This window comes from Cupriavidus sp. GW823-FHT07A04, assembly GCF_058794615.1.
In genome coordinates this window covers 17,191-33,823 of record NZ_JBXAHA010000024.1, presented here as the reverse complement: position 1 = coordinate 33,823, position 16,633 = coordinate 17,191, and the positions used below count along the sequence as shown (strand labels likewise).

The 16,633-nt window shown below is 61.6% G+C and carries 12 protein-coding genes; 5 read left to right on the top strand and 7 right to left on the bottom strand.

Features of this window, described 5'->3' with window-relative positions:
- Positions 1 to 7: 7 nt before the first annotated feature.
- The gene (locus AC1Q7Q_RS33360) at positions 8 to 1,138 is read right to left on the bottom strand and encodes an alkene reductase (RefSeq protein WP_492372295.1); all 1,131 of its coding nucleotides are present in this window, start codon (positions 1,136 to 1,138) and stop codon (positions 8 to 10) included.
- A gap of 774 nt (positions 1,139 to 1,912) precedes the next feature.
- Positions 1,913 to 2,833, bottom strand: a complete 921-nt coding sequence (locus AC1Q7Q_RS33355) for a LysR family transcriptional regulator (protein WP_492372294.1) — start codon at positions 2,831 to 2,833, stop codon at positions 1,913 to 1,915.
- 206 nt (positions 2,834 to 3,039) lie between these two features.
- Between AC1Q7Q_RS33355 and AC1Q7Q_RS33350 the strand changes: the two genes are divergently transcribed.
- Together AC1Q7Q_RS33350 and AC1Q7Q_RS33345 are read left to right on the top strand one after the other, a co-directional pair.
- Entirely contained in the window at positions 3,040 to 3,465 is a 426-nt protein-coding gene (locus AC1Q7Q_RS33350) for a DoxX family protein (protein WP_492372293.1), read from the top strand.
- Positions 3,466 to 3,556: 91 nt separating this feature from the next.
- Positions 3,557 to 4,903: an MFS transporter gene (locus AC1Q7Q_RS33345; protein WP_492372292.1), complete on the top strand. Its 1,347-nt coding sequence runs from the start codon at positions 3,557 to 3,559 to the stop codon at positions 4,901 to 4,903.
- Here the strand turns inward: AC1Q7Q_RS33345 and AC1Q7Q_RS33340 are convergent.
- On the bottom strand, positions 4,881 to 5,306 hold the full coding sequence (locus tag AC1Q7Q_RS33340) for a CzcE family metal-binding protein (RefSeq protein ID WP_492372291.1): 426 nt from the start codon (positions 5,304 to 5,306) through the stop codon (positions 4,881 to 4,883). The genes AC1Q7Q_RS33345 and AC1Q7Q_RS33340 overlap by 23 nt on opposite strands.
- A 175-nt stretch (positions 5,307 to 5,481) precedes the next feature.
- Here AC1Q7Q_RS33340 and AC1Q7Q_RS33335 point away from each other — a divergent pair, with 175 nt between their 5' ends.
- Together AC1Q7Q_RS33335 and AC1Q7Q_RS33330 are read left to right on the top strand one after the other, a co-directional pair.
- Positions 5,482 to 6,168 carry a heavy metal response regulator transcription factor gene (locus AC1Q7Q_RS33335; protein ID WP_492372290.1) on the top strand — a complete coding sequence of 229 codons (687 nt, stop codon included), beginning with the start codon at positions 5,482 to 5,484 and terminating at the stop codon, positions 6,166 to 6,168.
- Positions 6,165 to 7,598, top strand: coding sequence for a heavy metal sensor histidine kinase (locus AC1Q7Q_RS33330; protein WP_492372289.1), 1,434 nt, complete (start codon positions 6,165 to 6,167; stop codon positions 7,596 to 7,598). Before AC1Q7Q_RS33335 ends, AC1Q7Q_RS33330 begins: the two co-directional genes overlap by 4 nt.
- A 354-nt stretch (positions 7,599 to 7,952) precedes the next feature.
- Here AC1Q7Q_RS33330 and AC1Q7Q_RS33325 read toward each other — a convergent pair whose 3' ends face one another.
- The 3 genes from AC1Q7Q_RS33325 to AC1Q7Q_RS33315 form a co-directional block, all read right to left on the bottom strand.
- Positions 7,953 to 9,401, bottom strand: coding sequence for an efflux transporter outer membrane subunit (locus AC1Q7Q_RS33325; protein WP_492372288.1), 1,449 nt, complete (start codon positions 9,399 to 9,401; stop codon positions 7,953 to 7,955).
- Positions 9,402 to 9,470: 69 nt separating this feature from the next.
- Positions 9,471 to 12,581 carry an efflux RND transporter permease subunit gene (locus tag AC1Q7Q_RS33320; RefSeq protein WP_492372287.1) on the bottom strand — a complete coding sequence of 1,037 codons (3,111 nt, stop codon included), beginning with the start codon at positions 12,579 to 12,581 and terminating at the stop codon, positions 9,471 to 9,473.
- 1 nt (position 12,582) lies between these two features.
- Complete coding sequence (locus AC1Q7Q_RS33315) at positions 12,583 to 13,773, bottom strand: efflux RND transporter periplasmic adaptor subunit (protein WP_492387262.1); 1,191 nt, start codon at positions 13,771 to 13,773, stop codon at positions 12,583 to 12,585.
- 610 nt (positions 13,774 to 14,383) lie between these two features.
- Here AC1Q7Q_RS33315 and AC1Q7Q_RS33310 point away from each other — a divergent pair.
- Positions 14,384 to 14,728: a hypothetical protein gene (locus tag AC1Q7Q_RS33310; RefSeq protein WP_492376298.1), complete on the top strand. Its 345-nt coding sequence runs from the start codon at positions 14,384 to 14,386 to the stop codon at positions 14,726 to 14,728.
- 104 nt (positions 14,729 to 14,832) lie between these two features.
- Here AC1Q7Q_RS33310 and dhaL read toward each other — a convergent pair whose 3' ends face one another.
- Entirely contained in the window at positions 14,833 to 16,545 is a 1,713-nt protein-coding gene (gene dhaL / locus AC1Q7Q_RS33305; RefSeq protein ID WP_492376280.1) for a dihydroxyacetone kinase subunit DhaL, read from the bottom strand.
- Positions 16,546 to 16,633 lie beyond the last annotated feature (88 nt).

Sequence of the window (16,633 nt, the reverse complement as noted above, 5' to 3'; positions counted from 1 at the left end):
TGCCGGTCTATGCGGCGGCCTTGGTTTCGAGCGAGGCGGCGGTGTAGCGGGGGTAGTCTGTATAGCCGGCAGCAGCACCCCCGAAATACTTGGAGCGGTCGCCCACACTGAGCGGCAGCTTGTGCTGCAGGCGGTAGAGCAGATCCGGGTTGGCAACAAACGCGCGGCCGAAGCCGATCAGGTCCGCCCAGCCATTGGTCAGCGCTTGCTCGGCACGCGCCAGGGTGTAGTTGCCGGAATAGATCAGCGTGCCCGGATAGATGGCGCGCAACGCTTCCTTGAACGCCGCCGGCATCACCGGGGCATCTTCCCAGTCCGCCTCGGCGATATGAATATAGCCAACACCGATCTGCCCGAGCGCATGCGCAGCGGCAAGGTAGGTGGCTTCCGGCGTGTCGTCGACCGCGCCTTGCAGGGTGGTCAACGGCGCCAGCCGCACACCGATGCGTTCCTTTCCAACCACGTCGGTCACGGCCTGGGCCACTTCCTTGAGGAAGCGCAGCCGATTGGACAGCGAACCGCCATATTCGTCATCACGGGCATTGGCTTGCGAATCGATAAACTGGTTGATCAGGTAACCATTGGCGCCATGTAGTTCAACGCCGTCGAAGCCAGCCTCCAGCGCGTTTCGCGCGGCGCTGGCATAGTCCGCGATGATGCCCCGGATTTCGTCGACAGCAAGCGCGCGCGGCGTGGAATGCTGGATCATCTCGCCGACGCCGGCTTGCGGGCCGCGTCCCTCCGGATCGACGAATACCTTGACGCCATCCGCGACCAGCGCCGATGACGAAACCGGCGCGGCATTGTCCGGCTGCAGTGACGTGTGCGAAACCCGGCCCACATGCCAGAGCTGCGCGAACATTCTGCCGCCGGCGGCATGCACCGTGTCGGTGACCTTGCGCCAGCCGCGCACCTGCTCCGTGCTGTAGATGCCGGGGGTCCAGGCATAGCCCTGGCCTTGCCTGCTGATCTGCGTGCCTTCGGAAATGATCAAGCCTGCGCTAGCGCGCTGGCTGTAGTACTCGGCCATGAGGTCGGTGGCGATGTCGCCGACGCCAGCCCGCGAGCGGGTCATAGGAGGCATGACGATGCGGTTGGGCATCTCGATGTTGCCGAGGCGGTAGGGAGTGAAAAGCATGGTTCTCTCGCACGTAGGAAGGGTTGGGCTGAAAGCCGCCACGAGGAGCCGGCCAGCATGAAGACCCTTGGGGTTGCTCCGGCCGCGTTGCCGGCAAGATGTGGCGATTATCGGGAGAACCCGGGTTCCGAAAAAACCCCGCCGCGGGCAAATGATTCTTGCGCCCAGGTCAAGGATATGTCGATGTGCGCCCTGCGCTGGAGAACAACGGAGCGCGGGAGAACGGCTAGGAAACTGGCGGCTTTGGATGCGCCTCCGCGGCAAGGGCCGCCGGGCATTGTTGCCTCGGATTTGGGATCAACTCTATCGAAACGTCCGTTTCACCGAGGAGGTAAAACGGTGGATCGCTTTCGACACGATGCGGACCATGAACATCATGGGCATGTATCGCTGGGTATCGAATCACCGTCGGGGAGAGTGGTAAGGCCGCGTCGACCACGGCACGTTTCGGGGCTGAGGCGCTGGTTCCTGGGCGTGTTGGCGATCGCGCCGGCGCTAGCCGCAGTGACCACGAGGACCGATCGCGAGCCGCTGGTGCGGTGCTAATCTGCCCGGTGAATAGATCGTTCGCTCATCGGCCAAAGTCGCCACTTCCGACCGGTAGCGTCCAGGACGACCCTCCAAATCACCCGGCCCCTAGGCGACCTTGCGGCAATTGCTGTCGCCACACGTCTTCCCCATTGTGGGGATGCCATCCGGAAGACTTCCGGCTCGGCGCGATGTACTATCAGTTCAAGGCAACGTGCCTCAGCCCTCACGAGGGTGGTGAGATCCCTAGCCACGATTCCGCTCATCAACTGCCTCAAGCAAGAAATCCAGGAACGTGCGCACCTTTGTCGACAGATTTCGGCTGCTGGGATAGACGGCTGAAACTGCCTGGGACGGTGGACGTACGTCCGCCAGTACCTCGACCAGGCGACCACTACGAAGATCATCATCAACCGTGAAATCGAGCAATTGCGCGATACCGGCATCGCTGAGTACGGCAGCCAGCGTGCCCAGCGGGTGATCAAAGGTCATGCTCGAGCGAATGGCGACTTCGCTTTTGGAATTCCCCTCTGCAGAAAAAGTCCAAGGCAGGACGCGTCCGCTATCGGGCATAAGCAACCCCAGGCAATTATGCTGGCGCAAATCATCGGGGCTGCGGGGGACATCATGCTGGCGCAGGTACGCTGGCGTGGCAACGACACGAAACTGTGCCTCATGCAAGCGGCGCACAACTAGCCGTGAGTCTGCTATCTGCCCCAGCCGGATAGCCATATCAAAGTCCTGTTTCACAAAATTAGCCAACGAATTGCTAAGAGAGACTTCGATCCTCACTTGCCCCATGTAGCGCTCGACGTACCGCGGGATCAGTGGGATGACGCGCTTGATGCCGTAACTGTAAGGCAGGCTTATGCGCAGCACTCCGCGAGGCCTGCTATGGCAGGTAAGCGCCTGCTCTACCTCTTGGATGCTTTCCAGCGCCTGGTGGCAGGTCTTGTAGTAAGCAAGTCCGTCGTCCGTCAGGCGGATGGCGCGGGTTGTGCGCTGAAACAGCTTGAGCCCCAACCTGTTCTCCAAGCGCCGCACAGCCTTACTAATCGCGGACGGTGTGGTCCCCAGGGAGGCCGCTGCCGCGGTGAAACTCTGCGCTTTCGCCGCGGCGCAGAACAGTTCCACTGTATTCAGTCTGCTTGTGCCCAGATCTTTCATGACGTGTGTCCCCGAAAGGAAGTATCGCGGCATCATCCCTTGCCGCGCGGAGCTTGGCCAACGTGATATGGCCGACTCGCAATGCTGCATGTTCAAGAATTTGTGCCGCCGTGGCACAAATGAAATGCCGCCAGATGACTTCTTGTTAGTAGGGACTACTCGTAGAGTATGAAGTCATCAGGATCGTAACTATATGGAGTCTAGGGATGAACAGAATCCAATTTTTTCCTGCGTCACCGAGACTGCACTTGGGCGTAATCGTAGGGCGCGCACTGCTGGGCGCGCTGTTTGTCGTATCTGGCTTGTTGAAAATCGGACATTTTGCCAGCGTTTCGGCAATGCTCACAACCTTAGGGCTGCCATTCGTGCAGTGCGTCACCGTCCTTGTCATCATCGTCGAAGTTGGTGTAGGGCTGGCATTGGCGCTAGGTTGGAAAACGCGGTTGGCCGCTGCGGTACTGGCGCTGTTTGTGGTTCCGGCCACGCTTACCTTCCATAGCTTCTGGCTCGCTGACTCTGCCAACTACAGTAACCAGCTGAATCATTTCCTCAAGAATAGCGCCCTGTTCGGCGCATTGCTGATGCTCGCATGCACCGATGCAATCCCACGCCTCAGCCGGGCTGCCGACTAGGCAAAGTCGAGAGTCCGTGGCGAACCTTCGGTCAGGATCTGAGCCGGGTTGCCATCAATATCCAACAATGCCCCAACAGGAGGCACCTGCGATGTTTAAACCGCAGCCCACTATAGACGTTTCAGCGGTCGTGGACACAAGCCGCCTCAGCACCTTCCAGATCTGGATCCTGGTGCTGACTGGCCTGACAGTCATCATCGATGGGTTCGACGTGCAATCCATGGGCTTCGTCGCGCCCGCCATCATCCAGGTCTGGGGTGTGGACAAGGCTGCGCTCGGCCCGGTATTCGGCGCCGGCTTGCTGGGCATGCTTCTGGGTTCGCTGGCCTTCAGTGTCGTTGCCGACAAGGTGGGGCGCCGCCCGGTCTTGATCTGGGCTACGCTTGCCTTTGCGCTGTGCATGCTCGCCACTTCTCAGGCGACCACCATTACGCAACTGCTGGGGCTGAGGTTTGCTACGGGCGTGGGCCTGGGCGCCATCATGCCCAACGCCATGGCGCTGGCGAGCGAGTTCAGCCCCAAGCGCAAGCGCGTGACGCTGATGATGCTGGTGTCTTGCGGTTTCACTGTCGGTGCGGTGCTGGGTGGTCTGATCTCGGCCGTGCTCATTCCGGCCTGGGGCTGGCAGTCCGTTTTCATCGTGGGTGGCATGGTGCCGATGGTGCTTGCGATCTTGATGTTTCTGCAGATGCCTGAGTCCATGCAGTTCTTGGTGGTGCGCAGCGTGCGGCTCGATCGGGTAGCGGCGTGCCTGCGCCGCATCGACCCGTCCCTGGCGGTCACGCCGGATACGCGCTTGGTCGTGCACGACGCTCGCCAGGGTGGCGTACCCGTGCTGGAGCTGTTTCGCGGCGGCCGCGCCAGGACGACCTTGCTCCTTTGGGCAGTCAATTTCATGAACCTGCTCAATCTATACTTTCTCTCCAACTGGCTACCCACGATCGTCAAGAGCGCCGGGCTCCCGACTTCGACGGCGGTGCTGGTAGGCACGACGCTGCAGATAGGTGGGGTGGTCGGAACGCTAGCGATGGGGCCGGCGATTGACCGCATCGGCTTCTTCAAAGTACTCGTGCCGGCCTTCCTGTTGGCAGCGGTCACAATTGCAACTATCGGTCAGTCCGGTCTACCGCCGGCATTGCTGTTTCTCGTTGTCGGCATCACTGGGATCTGCATCATTGGCGGTCAGCCTGCGGTAAATGCCCTGGCTGCCACTTACTATCCGACCTCGTTGCGCTCCACTGGCGTGGGCTGGAGCCTGGGAGTGGGACGAGTTGGCTCCATTGTGGGGCCGGTGGTCGGAGGCGAACTGATCCGGCTGAACTGGTCTAATGCCGACCTATTCCTCGCTGTGGCTGTGCCGGCTGTAATCTCCGCGCTGATGCTGTTGCTGATGGCGAGGCGTCCCCACTTGGCAATCAACGCAAGCGAAGCGCAATGACGGCGTTGTGTACGCAGCCCGTGCAGTCTTCCAACGAGCGATTGCAGTACGGTCGCGCACCTGCTATTGATGCTCGGTTCATGCTGCTGTCCGGGCCAACTCCCGGCTGGCGTTCTTTGACGGCCCCTCCAGCGAATCCGGCACCTGCGATCCGCGACAGAGGGAAACCATCTACCCCGGAGGTGTCAAAAAGCCAGGTGAATGACTGCTCGCTGCTGACCAGAGTGACGGTTTCGCCGAGTGCGACAATGATACAGGGAGGGTTGGCATCCAGGCGGACGAAGCGGTCAGCCGATTCGCTGGAAGCAGCTCCTCCTGGGGGATTGAGTGGATCAGCCCAAACCGGGAAGAGGAGATATAGCCGAAGGGGAAATGCGAAAGCCAGGGCGGCGATCTTCGACATGAGGAACTCCAGTGGAATCGCTACGTGAGCAGAAATGGTGCGGTGTATCGAGAACCATAGATCACTGGACTCAACGCCACGCTGTCGCCAGCCTTACGGAATTGTCATTCAGCATGCATATGATTTCGGTTAAAAATGACGTCCGGAACTGGGTTTCCTGCTCAAGGGACATCAAATGAAAATTCTGATCGTCGAAGACGAGGCCAAGACAGCAGACTACTTGCGCATAGGTTTGACCGAGAGCGGATGTGTGGTCGATGTGGCAAGCAATGGCATCGATGGGAGACATCTGGCTGTACAGAACGACTACGACGCGATTGTGCTTGATGTCATGCTGCCCGGTATCGATGGATTTGCCGTACTGGAAGCGCTCAGGGCCAGCCGACAGACACCTGTGATCATGCTGACCGCCCGTGACAGGATCGAAGACCGCGTGAAAGGTCTGCAGGCGGGCGCTGATGACTACTTAATCAAACCCTTCTCATTCCTGGAACTGCAGGCACGATTGCATGTGTTGATCCGACGCGGAAAGCCGCAGGAAATGGTGCATCTTCAAATTGCCGACCTCCACGTGGATATGTTGGCACGCAAGGCTTATCGCGGCAATGTGAGGCTGGAGCTGACCGCCAAGGAGTTCAATCTGTTGACCACGCTGGCGAGGCGTAAGGGAAAAATACTGTCAAAGACGGAGCTGGCGGAACTCGTGTGGGATATGAACTTCGACAGCAACACCAACGTGGTCGAAGTTGCGATCAAGCGGCTGCGGGACAAGATCGATGGGCCGTATGATAACAAGCTGCTACACACCATTCGTGGTATGGGCTACGTTCTAGAGTCCCGGATCAATGATGTGACGCAATGATACGCTCGATTGCATTCCGGCTCTCGTTACTATTCGGGCTGGTCGGCCTTTTAGTGTTCGCGCTTTCAGGCATCGCACTATATCAAGGACTCCGTCATACGCTCGATCAGCAATTGGACAACGACCTGCGCGCGAAACTGGAGGTGGTCCAGAACCTCGTGGAGAAGGTGCCGTCGGTCGAGCGGTGGGGTGAGTTACGCGACGCATTGACCATGTTGACCACCACGGACGGAAACACTCGCTTCTGGATCTCCTGTATGGATCCCTCCCTGAATTACGGAAAGAACTTTCCGTCCGCGCTTCATCCGCCAGGGGACAGCCGCATCAAGCAATTGGTGCTCGATGATCCGCAGCACCCGCTGAGAACCCTAGGGAAAATGCTAAAACCTCTGGCGGACCATCCGGAGATCCATCTGGTTGTAGGAGTAAGCACAACGCAGATCGCGGAAACGATGCGTGCTTTCGCAGTCGGACTGACCATAATCTGCTTGTGTGGCATCGTACTCGTCAGCGGACTCGGCTACTGGGTGGCACGCGTTGGACTGCATCCGGTAGCGCAACTATCCGCTTGCGCGCAGTCACTCAGCCCGAGCAATCGGGCTCAACGTTTGCACCTTGTTCCGGCAGTTAGTGAGCTGACCCCTTTGGTATCATCGTTCAACGGCGCGCTAGACCGGCTTGAATCTGCCTATGCGCAGCTAGAAGGCTTCAGCGCCGACGTAGCGCATGAACTGCGAACGCCGATAGGAAATATGCTTGGAGCCACGCAGGTGATGCTCACTCGCGAACGCAGCGCGGCAGATCTGCGGGATGTATTGCAGTCAAATCTCGAGGAGCTCGAACGTCTCGGAGCCATCGTCAATGACATGCTATTTTTGGCCCGAGCCGACCAGGGAGAGGCTGCACAAACATTGAGGCAGACCCGGCTCTCCGACGAGGTGAAGAAAACGGTTGAATTTCTGACGCCATTGATCGACGAGAAGGCTCTGACGGTCCAAACAGAGGGAGACGCAGAAACACTTGTGGACCGGGCGTTGTTCCGGCGAGCGATAACCAACTTGCTGCACAATGCCATACAGTACTCGTCCCCTAGTTCGAATGTGCGCGTAACAATGCGGGTGTGCCACGAAGGCGCTGAAGTTGCGGTGTCAAATGTTGGCGCCCAAATTGCATCGGAACACCTGAATCGTTTGTTCGACCGTTTCTATCGCATTGATTCATCACGAGCGCGAGGCTCGGACAGCCACGGCCTCGGCCTGGCGATCGTGAAGGCCATAGCACGCATGCATGGTGGCACCGTTTTCGCTAGCAGTAGCGAAGGCATAAACACCTTCGGTATGAGAATTCAAGGCAGTATGTTCGAGGGCCTTCAGAATCGCCAACGCCCCCGACCTGTCGGCGATGTCCGCAGGAGTCAGGTTCACCATTAGCAGCCGGCCATTCCTGCCCGCGGCAATATGCCACCTGCGCTAGACCAGCATCTTTCCCGCTTCCGGGTCGCACTCTTTCGTCAATGGCGCTTTCACGGATCGGCTATCCTGTTCCATATCCGAACCTGTGTACAGGTCTACGGCGAATTATCAAACGGGCCCTGATGTGCGCGCGGCGGCAGCAGTGGAGACACGCGACCCATGCAGCTTGGCGATGCGAACGCGATGGCAACCCCGTCTGTCAGTTGTCGCAAGCATTGTCCTGCAAGGCGAGGTCGCCTTCCCTGCATACCAGTCCGCGCGGTAACGGGTGCGCGTTGGCAGGATCGTGCAGTACCGGCCCGGAAGCCGGTGTCATGGCAGTGTCGCACTTGCCACCGGACCACTCTCCCTGAGCCCTCCTCCTAGGGCGCGATACAGGTCGATGGCATTGGCTAGGCGAAGCTGGCGCGCCTGTATTAGCGCCTGCTCCGCGGCAAGGAGCTGGCGCTGCGCATCCAGCGATTCCATTTGACCGCCCACGCCATTGCGCCATCGCTGGCTGACAAGCCGGTACCGCGCAGCCTCGGCGTCACGCACCTGCACCTGGCCCGCCACCGTCTCCTGCAAGGTGGCGAGCGCCGATAGCGCATCGGCCACTTCGCGGAACGCCACTTGGATGGTGCGCTCATAGTTGGTGGCCTGAATGCGCAGGCGAACCTCGGCCAGATTGAGATTCGCACGGTTGCGGCCTAAATCGAAGACCGGCAGCACGAGTTGCGGCGCGAATGACCAGGTAGCGGTGTCGGACCCGAAGAGGCTGGCGAGGGTAGGGCTGATGCTGCCCGCCGTCGTGGTCAGCGTGATGCGCGGGAAAAATGCCGCGCGCGCCGCCCCTATAACGGCATTGGCGGACTGCAACTGTTGTTCGGCCTGGCGGATGTCGGGTCGCCGAACCAGCAGGTCCGATGGCAATCCGGCCGGAATGTCGGCGATCACGCTGCTTTCCGACAGCGCGAGCGGCGCGGGTAGCCCTCCCAGTGCGGCCAACGGGGTTCCGATCAGCACTTCCAGCGCATTCTGCGCCTGCGCGCGAAGGCGGCCCAGCTCGGCCACGGCCACACGGGCCTGGGCGACCAGGGATTCGTTATCCTGCAGGTCCAGCGCCGCAGCCATGCCGGCGTCGTATCGCTGCCGGGTGAGCGCATAGGCGCGGTTGCGCGCGTCGAGCGTGGAGCGTGCGATGGCATACTGCTCGGCGTACGAGCGCTCCGCGAGATAGGCCTTGGCTACTTCCGCCACAAGAGAAAGCTGCGCGGCGCGACGTGCTTCTTCGGTGGAGAGGTACTGTGCGAGTGCCGCATCGGATAGGCTTCGCACGCGGCCGAAGAAATCCAGTTCGTAAGCGGTGACAGCACCACCGGCTTGGTAGGACTGTCGGATCTCGCCTTGACTATTGAGCGATTGCGCGGTGGATGTCCGCTGGCGCGTGAAACCCGCCGTCGCATCGAGCCGCGGCAGCAAGTCGGCGCGCTGCACGCGATAGAGGGCGCGCGCTTCGTCGATCCGGAGCGCGGCCACGCGCAGATCGCGATTGTTCTCCAGCGCGGCGGCAATCACGCCTTGTAAGCGCAGGTCGCGGAAGAATTCGCGCCAGCCGATGTCGCTGGCGCTGCGCGATGTGGCCGGGGCTGGCTTGGCAAAGCCTTCAGGCGCATCAGGGTAGGCGGGGGCCACTGGCGATGCAGGGCGTTCATAGGGGGGCGCAAGCGTGCAGCCGGTTATAAGGAAGCCGGTCAGCAGCGCGGACAGTCTCGGGATCATTTCAGGGTTCGGACGTGCGGTGGGAACTGCCGCAGTTCGGCGGGGTCGTCGGGTCTGCATGGCGTCGCCCTATTCCGTGGCAGCCGCCGGCTGCTGCAATTGCACGGGTCTCCTGCGGTAGCGCGAGAGCCTGTCAAGTCCCAGGTAGACCACTGGAGTGGTGAAGAGCGTGAGCATCTGGCTCAACAGCAAGCCGCCGACCACGGCCACGCCGAGGGGCTGCCGTAGCTCCGCGCCGGTACCGAAGCCGAGCATTAGCGGTACGGCGCCTAGCAGAGCTGCCAGCGTGGTCATCATGATAGGACGGAAGCGCGTGAGCGCGGCCTCATAGATGGCCTGTCCAGGACTGATGTCGCGCGCGCGCCGCGCTTCGAGCGCGAAATCGATTAATAGGATGCCGTTCTTCTTGACGATGCCGATCAGCAGGATTACGCCGATCAGCGCCATGATCGAGAAGTCAAAGCCGCCGAGCCACAGGAAGGCGAGAGCGCCAATGGCGGCCGACGGCAACGTGGACAGGATGGTGAGCGGATGGACCAGGCTCTCGTACAGCACACCGAGGATGATGTATACAGCGAGCAGCGCAGCCAGGATCAGGCTCGGCTGACCAGCCAGCGCCTCCTGGAACGCCTGGGCCGAGCCGAGGAATGTGCCTTGGATGGAGGCGGGCATGCCGATGCGTCGGCGTATCTCATCGATCCGCGCCACGGCGTCGCCGAGCGGCGCGCGCGCAGCCAGGTTGAACGATATGTTGACGGCGGGCAACAAGCCGTGGTGCAGGATCGAAACCGGCCCGGCACCTGGCGCGGCGATGGTGACGATGGCCGAGAGCGGCACCATGTCGCCGGAAATCGGCGAGCGCAGCCGGAGCGATTGAAGCGTCTCGATATTGCCTCGACCGTCGCCGTCCACTTCCAGCACCACCTTGTACTGGTTGGTATCGGTCTGGAATTCATTGATCTGGCGCTGGCCGAAGGCGTTATATAGCGCGTCGTCTACATCGCCTGCGGTGAGACCCAGACGGGCGGCAGCTGCGCGGTCAATTTGCAGGCGAATGACGTTGGCGCCGAGCTGCAGATCGCTGGACAAGTCACGGTAGAGCGGCTCCTTTTGTAGTTCAGCGGCCAGGCGCTGCGACCAAGTGTACAGATTACCCGTGTCGTTCGCCTTCAGCACATATTGATATTGGGCGCGCGGCTGGCCCGCGCCGATGTTGATGTCCTGCGCCGCGCGCAGATAAAGCTGGATGCCGGGTATTGCCGCCAGCTTGGGGCGCAGCCGGTCGATTAGGGCACTGGCTGAAACGTCGCGCTCAGAGCGGTCCTTGAGCACTATCCAGAAGCGCCCGTTGGCCAGTGTCTGACTGCCACCGGTCATACCAACTGACTGGGTGATCGTGAGCACGGCAGGATCGGCGCGGATGATGTCAGTCAGCGCCCGGTGCTTCTCGAGCATGGCCGTGTATGGGACATCGGCGGCCGCCTGGGAGGTGCCTACGATAAAGGCTGTATCCTGCAGAGGAAAGAAGCCCTTTGGCATCAGCACGAAGCCGGCTGCACTGAGGCATACGGTGATGCCGAACACGCATAGCATAAGGCCCTGTCGGCGCAGGCACCAGCGCAGTCCAGCGGCGTATCGCTGCACGAGCCATGCGGACAGCCGGGATTGCTTGAGATCAACGCCATGCGCACCCCGGCGCATGGCCACGGCAGCGAGCGATGGCGCCAGCGTCAGAGAAATGACCACGGAGATCAGGATGGCCACGGCAGAGGTCAGCGCGAACTCGCGGAACAGCCTGCCGACCACGCCAGACATGAACAGGAGCGGGATGAACACGGCCACCAGCGACAGGCCGATTGATAAAACGGTCGAACCGACCTCTTCCACGCCGCGCAGCGCAGCTTGTCGCATGCTCAGCCCGGTTTCCTGATAGCGATGAATGTTCTCGATCACGACGATGGCGTCATCGACGATGAAGCCAACCGCCACCACCACAGCGACGAGCGTCAGGTTGTTCAGGCTGAAACCCATCAGGTACATGGCCGCGAAGGTGGCAGCCAGGGACACTACTAGCACCGCCGCGACGACCAGTGTGGCAGACCACTGGCGTAGGAACAGCGCCATCACGCCGATCACCAACGCGATGGTTATCACTAGCGTCAACTCGACCTCGTGCAGGGAGGCGCGAATCGTGCGGGTGCGGTCGTTGGTGATCTCTACCTGAATGGCTGCGGGCAGCGCTTCGCGCAGGGCAGGAAGCGCGCGTGCGATGCGGTCATATGTCCCGACGATGTTGGCGCCGGGCTGGCGCATGATCGACAGGGCGACACCTGGCCGGCCGTTAGGAAATGCGTTCACATAGGCATCCTCTGGGCCCAGCGCGACCTGTGCCACATCCTTCAGGAATACCGGGCTGCCCCCCCGCCAGGCAACCACGAGGTCGCCGTAGGCGCCTGGCTCGAGCAACTGGCCGTTGGTGTCGAGCGTGCTCACGCGCGTGTCGCCATATAGCGCGCCTTTCGGCGCATTGCGGCTGGCGGCGCGAATGGCGGTGCGGATGTCCGCCAGCGTCAGGCCCACGCCCGCGAGCGCCACGGGCGACGCCTGCACGCGAATGGCCGGTCTGCGCAGGCCGGTGGTAGTGATCAGGCCCACGCCGGGCAATTGGCCGATCTCGCGCACCAGAACACGCTCTGCATAGTCGCTGACCTCGGTCAGCGAGAGCGAATCGGAATGCACGCCAATGATCGCGACTGGGCTGTCGGCTGGGTTGACCTTGCGCCAGGTCGGCATGGACGGCATGTCAGGCGGCAACCTGCTGCTGGCCCGGTTGATCGCCGCCTGTACCTCCTGCACGGCGCTGTCGAGCCGTGTATCCAGCGTGAACTGGAGGACGATGCTAGCTGAGCCCAATGCGCTGGTTGACGTCATCTCCGCAATGCCCGGGATCGCACTAAACTGGACCTCAAGCGGTGTGGCGACTGACGACGCTATGGTGTCGGGACTTGCTCCAGGCAGTAGCGCGTTGACCTGGATGGTTGGCACTTCGGCCTCAGGAAGCGGTGCGACGGGCAACTGGAAGTAGCTGACTACGCCCAGCAGGACCAACGCCATGGCGAGCAGGACGGTGCCGATCGGGTGATCGACGAACCAGCGATAGAGGGGGGCTCGTTCTGTCACGTCAGATTCTCGCCTTCGTGGTGGCAGGCGGAACGGTCACGCGTACGCCAGGGCGCAGGCGCGACTGTCCGTCGGATATCAGCTGGTCGCCGGCGGTCACGCCATCGATCACGACTTGCTGCCTGTCCTGGTAGAGGACGTTGACCGGTATGATTTCCACTGTGCTGTCCGGCTTCAGGCGGAACACATACGGTTTGTCCTGCTCGCCATAGCGGAGCACCGCAGGCGTGGAAACCAGCGCGTCGTGCAGCAGCCCTGTCTGTAGACGCACAGTGACAAACTGGCCGGGCCAGAGCTGACCAGCACTGTTATCGAACTCCGCCTTGACACGTACCGCGCCATTGCTTGTACCCACGCGGCTGTCGATCACCAGCAGTCGTCCCTGCGCCACGGACGTTCCAGCCTCGCGAGATATCGCTTGCACAGCGGCTGGCGTGCCGGCGCGAATCAGGCTCTGTAATACTGGCAGCGCCGACTGCGGCATGGCGAACTCCACCGTTATCGGTGCGATCTGCGTCACTGTAAACAGCCCCTCGGTGTCATTCATACGGACCAGATTGCCTTCGTCGACATTGCGCAGACCGACCCGCCCAGAAATGGGCGAGCGTATCCGCGTATAAGACAGCCGCACTTCCTCGGCGGCGATCGCGGCGCGGTTGCCTTGCGCGGTCGCGCGTAGCTGTTCCACCAAGGCTACTTGCCGGTCGAGTGTCTGGCGCGGGATCGCGTTCTCGCCTATCAAGGTCTTGTAGCGCTTCAGATCCAGTTCGGCTATCCGCAGTTGAGCCAGGGTCAGCTCCAGCGTGGCGCGGACCTGGTTGAGTGCCGCCTGGACGGGGCGGTCGTCCAGGGACGCTAGCAATTCTCCCTTCGTGACCTGCTGGCCTTCAACCACATAAAGGCGTGTGAGATGGCCATCGATCTGCGCCCGCACCACGACGTCGCGCAACGAACGCACTGTGCCGACGCTTTCCGCTTGGCGTGGCACATCCCGCGCCTCCACGCGTGAAAGCAGTACCGGAACGGGCGGGGGCGGCGCTGCGGGGGCGGGCGAATGGCTCGACTGGCTGCGCTGGAGCAGGCCCAGTGTGCCGAGCAGGATCAGTGCGAGGGCAGAACTGGCCAGAGCCGCGCGTCGCGAGCGGGTGGAGAGGGGCGGCAATTGCATTTCGGGTAGGCCATTGCGGGCCATGAATCATTGGCAAGGAATTTATAGCGGAAGATCGCTGGCGCCACGCTGACGCCACGCTGACAGTTGTGTTGGGCAGTACGCTCGCGCGCAATCGCGATGTCGCTGGCCGCGCATGAAATGGCATTCACCGGCCTGACAAATGTTGGCGTCAGGCTACCACGACCACGCGGCTCGCTATGACCGAAGACGGGGTGGCTTCCGTCATTCGTCAGGCTAGTTGTGAGTGGCCGGGGCTGTCCACCTGAAGCCGCTCCTGCTCGACCAAGGGATGAAGGCCGAGAACGTTGCCTGGGTAGCGGGCGTTGCGGGCGGCCTTGTCGGTGCCGTCGCCAGCATGATCGGCGGCTATGTCACCAAGCGGTATGGGGTACGCGCAACACGCTGGCATTATCGCCGGTCTGTTGGGGGTACTCATGCTCACCCTGCAATATCTCAGGGCCGCGCCGCTCGGCAGGCCAAATGTCGGGTCGCTCGGATAGCTCGTCGCCTCCGGCTCCATGGGCATCTTGACGTCAGCATAGGACTAGGCATGAAACATACCGATCAACGGAACATAGAACGAACTGGCGCCCCGGATGGGTGGGGAACCAGCGACCAATGATTGCTTGGGGTGAGCTTCATTCTGATCGCCTTGAACCTGCGAATCATCTTCGCCAGCGTTGGCCCCTTGCTCAAGCGCCTGGATATCGATCTAACCATCACGCTGCTCGTCACCACCTTGCCTGCTTTGCTGCTGGGACTGTTTTCCGTCATCGGCTTGAAGCTGCGACACCGGCTGGGCGAAGAGCGGGCGATGCTGGTGGCGCTGGTGTTCTTGAGTGCCGGATGCGCGCTGCAAATCGCCAGTGCTTGCCCCCCAAGCTCATCTGGCCGGCTTCCGCGGCATCCTGCATGCCGACGCGTATGCGGGCTTCAACGCCACTTTTACGGATGGCAGCTACAACGCTCGGCCTGAGGCACTACCGAAATCCTAGCGCCCCGTCACCACAGGGATGCCGATTCGCTTACTGCCAAGGGGCAGTGACTGGCCCATAATTCATTCCATCTGCCGCAACGGCACTATGTTTCCAGGGCCGAGGCGATGGCTTTCGTCCATACGCCAATGGCAAAGGCGCCGGGGTCCACATGCCCGAGTGCTCGTTCTCCGATGTAGGACGAGCGGCCTTTCAGCGGCATCATGTTGCGCGTCGCTTCCGCGCCACCCAAGGCTGCATTCACTACCTGAGTTGCGGCATGCAATGCGCTCTGACCTGCCTCCTGCGAGCGCAACGCGAGGGCCGCAGGCAGCAGGGCATCGAGCATCGTTCTGTCACCGGCTCCAGCGCCGCCCAGCCTGACCATGCCGTCGCAGCCTGCTTGCAGCGCTTCGGCCCAGGCGGATATCGAGGTGAGGCTTGTGCTGGTCGAGAGGGCAGCGCCGGCACGCAGGACAAATACCGCGTACAACGGGCCGGAAGTTCCCCCCAGGACCCGACGCAGGATGCCCGATATCTGCTGCAGGGCAATGGCCGGCCGATCCAAAGCGAGGGTATCGAGTGCGTCGTCGATCGCGCGTGCGCCTCGGGCGAGACTGATGCCGATGTCGCCATCCCCGACAACAGAGTCCAGCTCGGTCAGGATCTCCTCGTTTCGCTGCAGGGCTTGTGTGACGGACTGCAGGACACGCCTGAACACCTGGGCGTTGGCCGCAGGCCACGCAGCACCCTGGGTTGCGCTTTGTTCCGCCGCCTTATCACAAGACTGCCTGGAAATTCCAACTGCGGGAACGGTCATGCCGTGCCAGGCGGTGGCGCCGGCGGGGGCATTGAGGCGCGCCAGAATCGCATCGTCGACCCGCATGAGGGAGATCGAACAGCCGGCCATTTCCAGCGCGGTAAGAAAGGTGCCGACCATCGCAGCTTCCACCTTGATACCGTGCGCAGAGCATCTCAGCAGGGCCTGGCGGGTGACAATGTCCAATTCTTGCGCTGGTGTGGCGCCGAGGTTATTGACCATCAGCGCGACACGATCGCCTGCTTTCAATCGGCCTTGCTCGATGATCCGTTCCAAGAGAACGTTGACCATGTCATCCGCCCGCTGGATAGGGCCACGACGCACGCCACTCTCGCCGTGAATGCCGAGCCCGTATTCGACTTCGTTGTCTTCAATCTTGAAGCCTGGCTTTCCGGCGGCAGGTACCGTACAGGCACTTAGCCCCAGCCCCATGCTGAACAAGCCAGCGGCTGCCTGTTGAGCCTCGGCCCTGACCTCCGCGAGCGATAGACCGGCATCGGCTGCAGCGCCCGCGACCTTATGAATGAACACCGTGCCGGCAATGCCGCGGCGGCCCACCAGGCCGCCGTTGTCGTTCAGGGCAACGTCATCGCCCACGACCAGGATCTCGACCTTCACGCCGAACGTTCTGGCAATCTCTGCGGCCAGCCCGAAGTTAAGGCGATCGCCTGTGTAGTTCTTCACGATCAAAAGCACGCCAGCCGGGCCGGCGACAGTCATGATGGCGTTGAGAACGGCGTCCACGCTGGGCGAGGTGAATACCGGCCCGGCAACGGCAGCCGTCAGCATGCCGCTGCCTACGTAACCCCCGTGGGCAGGTTCGTGGCCGGCGCCGCCGCCCGAAATGATGCTCACCTTGTTGGCGGCGGCGAGCGCCTGGAAGTCTTTGCGAACGACAGTGTTCTCGCCTGCCAGCAGCGTCAGCCTGTGGTCGGCCAGCACAACGCCCTCAAGCATTTCGTCGACCACTGAAAGCGGGTCATTGATCAGTTTCTTCATCGTGATGTTCCCTTTCGCCTGAATCTGTCGCCAGGAATGCTGGCTGGGGCACCGCCAAGGCATCCGTCCAGCGACGCAGCCAGCCACG

Bases quoted from the DNA above. Each gene is read 5' to 3' on its own strand.
- AC1Q7Q_RS33360 (WP_492372295.1), bottom strand. From the start codon at position 1,138: ATGCTTTTCACTCCCTACCGCCTCGGCAACATCGAGATGCCCAACCGC.
- AC1Q7Q_RS33355 (WP_492372294.1), bottom strand. From the start codon at position 2,833: ATGAAAGATCTGGGCACAAGCAGACTGAATACAGTGGAACTGTTCTGC.
- AC1Q7Q_RS33350 (WP_492372293.1), top strand. From the start codon at position 3,040: ATGAACAGAATCCAATTTTTTCCTGCGTCACCGAGACTGCACTTGGGC.
- AC1Q7Q_RS33345 (WP_492372292.1), top strand. From the start codon at position 3,557: ATGTTTAAACCGCAGCCCACTATAGACGTTTCAGCGGTCGTGGACACA.
- AC1Q7Q_RS33340 (WP_492372291.1), bottom strand. From the start codon at position 5,306: ATGTCGAAGATCGCCGCCCTGGCTTTCGCATTTCCCCTTCGGCTATAT.
- AC1Q7Q_RS33335 (WP_492372290.1), top strand. From the start codon at position 5,482: ATGAAAATTCTGATCGTCGAAGACGAGGCCAAGACAGCAGACTACTTG.
- AC1Q7Q_RS33330 (WP_492372289.1), top strand. From the start codon at position 6,165: ATGATACGCTCGATTGCATTCCGGCTCTCGTTACTATTCGGGCTGGTC.
- AC1Q7Q_RS33325 (WP_492372288.1), bottom strand. From the start codon at position 9,401: ATGATCCCGAGACTGTCCGCGCTGCTGACCGGCTTCCTTATAACCGGC.
- AC1Q7Q_RS33315 (WP_492387262.1), bottom strand. From the start codon at position 13,773: ATGGCCCGCAATGGCCTACCCGAAATGCAATTGCCGCCCCTCTCCACC.
- dhaL (WP_492376280.1), bottom strand. From the start codon at position 16,545: ATGAAGAAACTGATCAATGACCCGCTTTCAGTGGTCGACGAAATGCTT.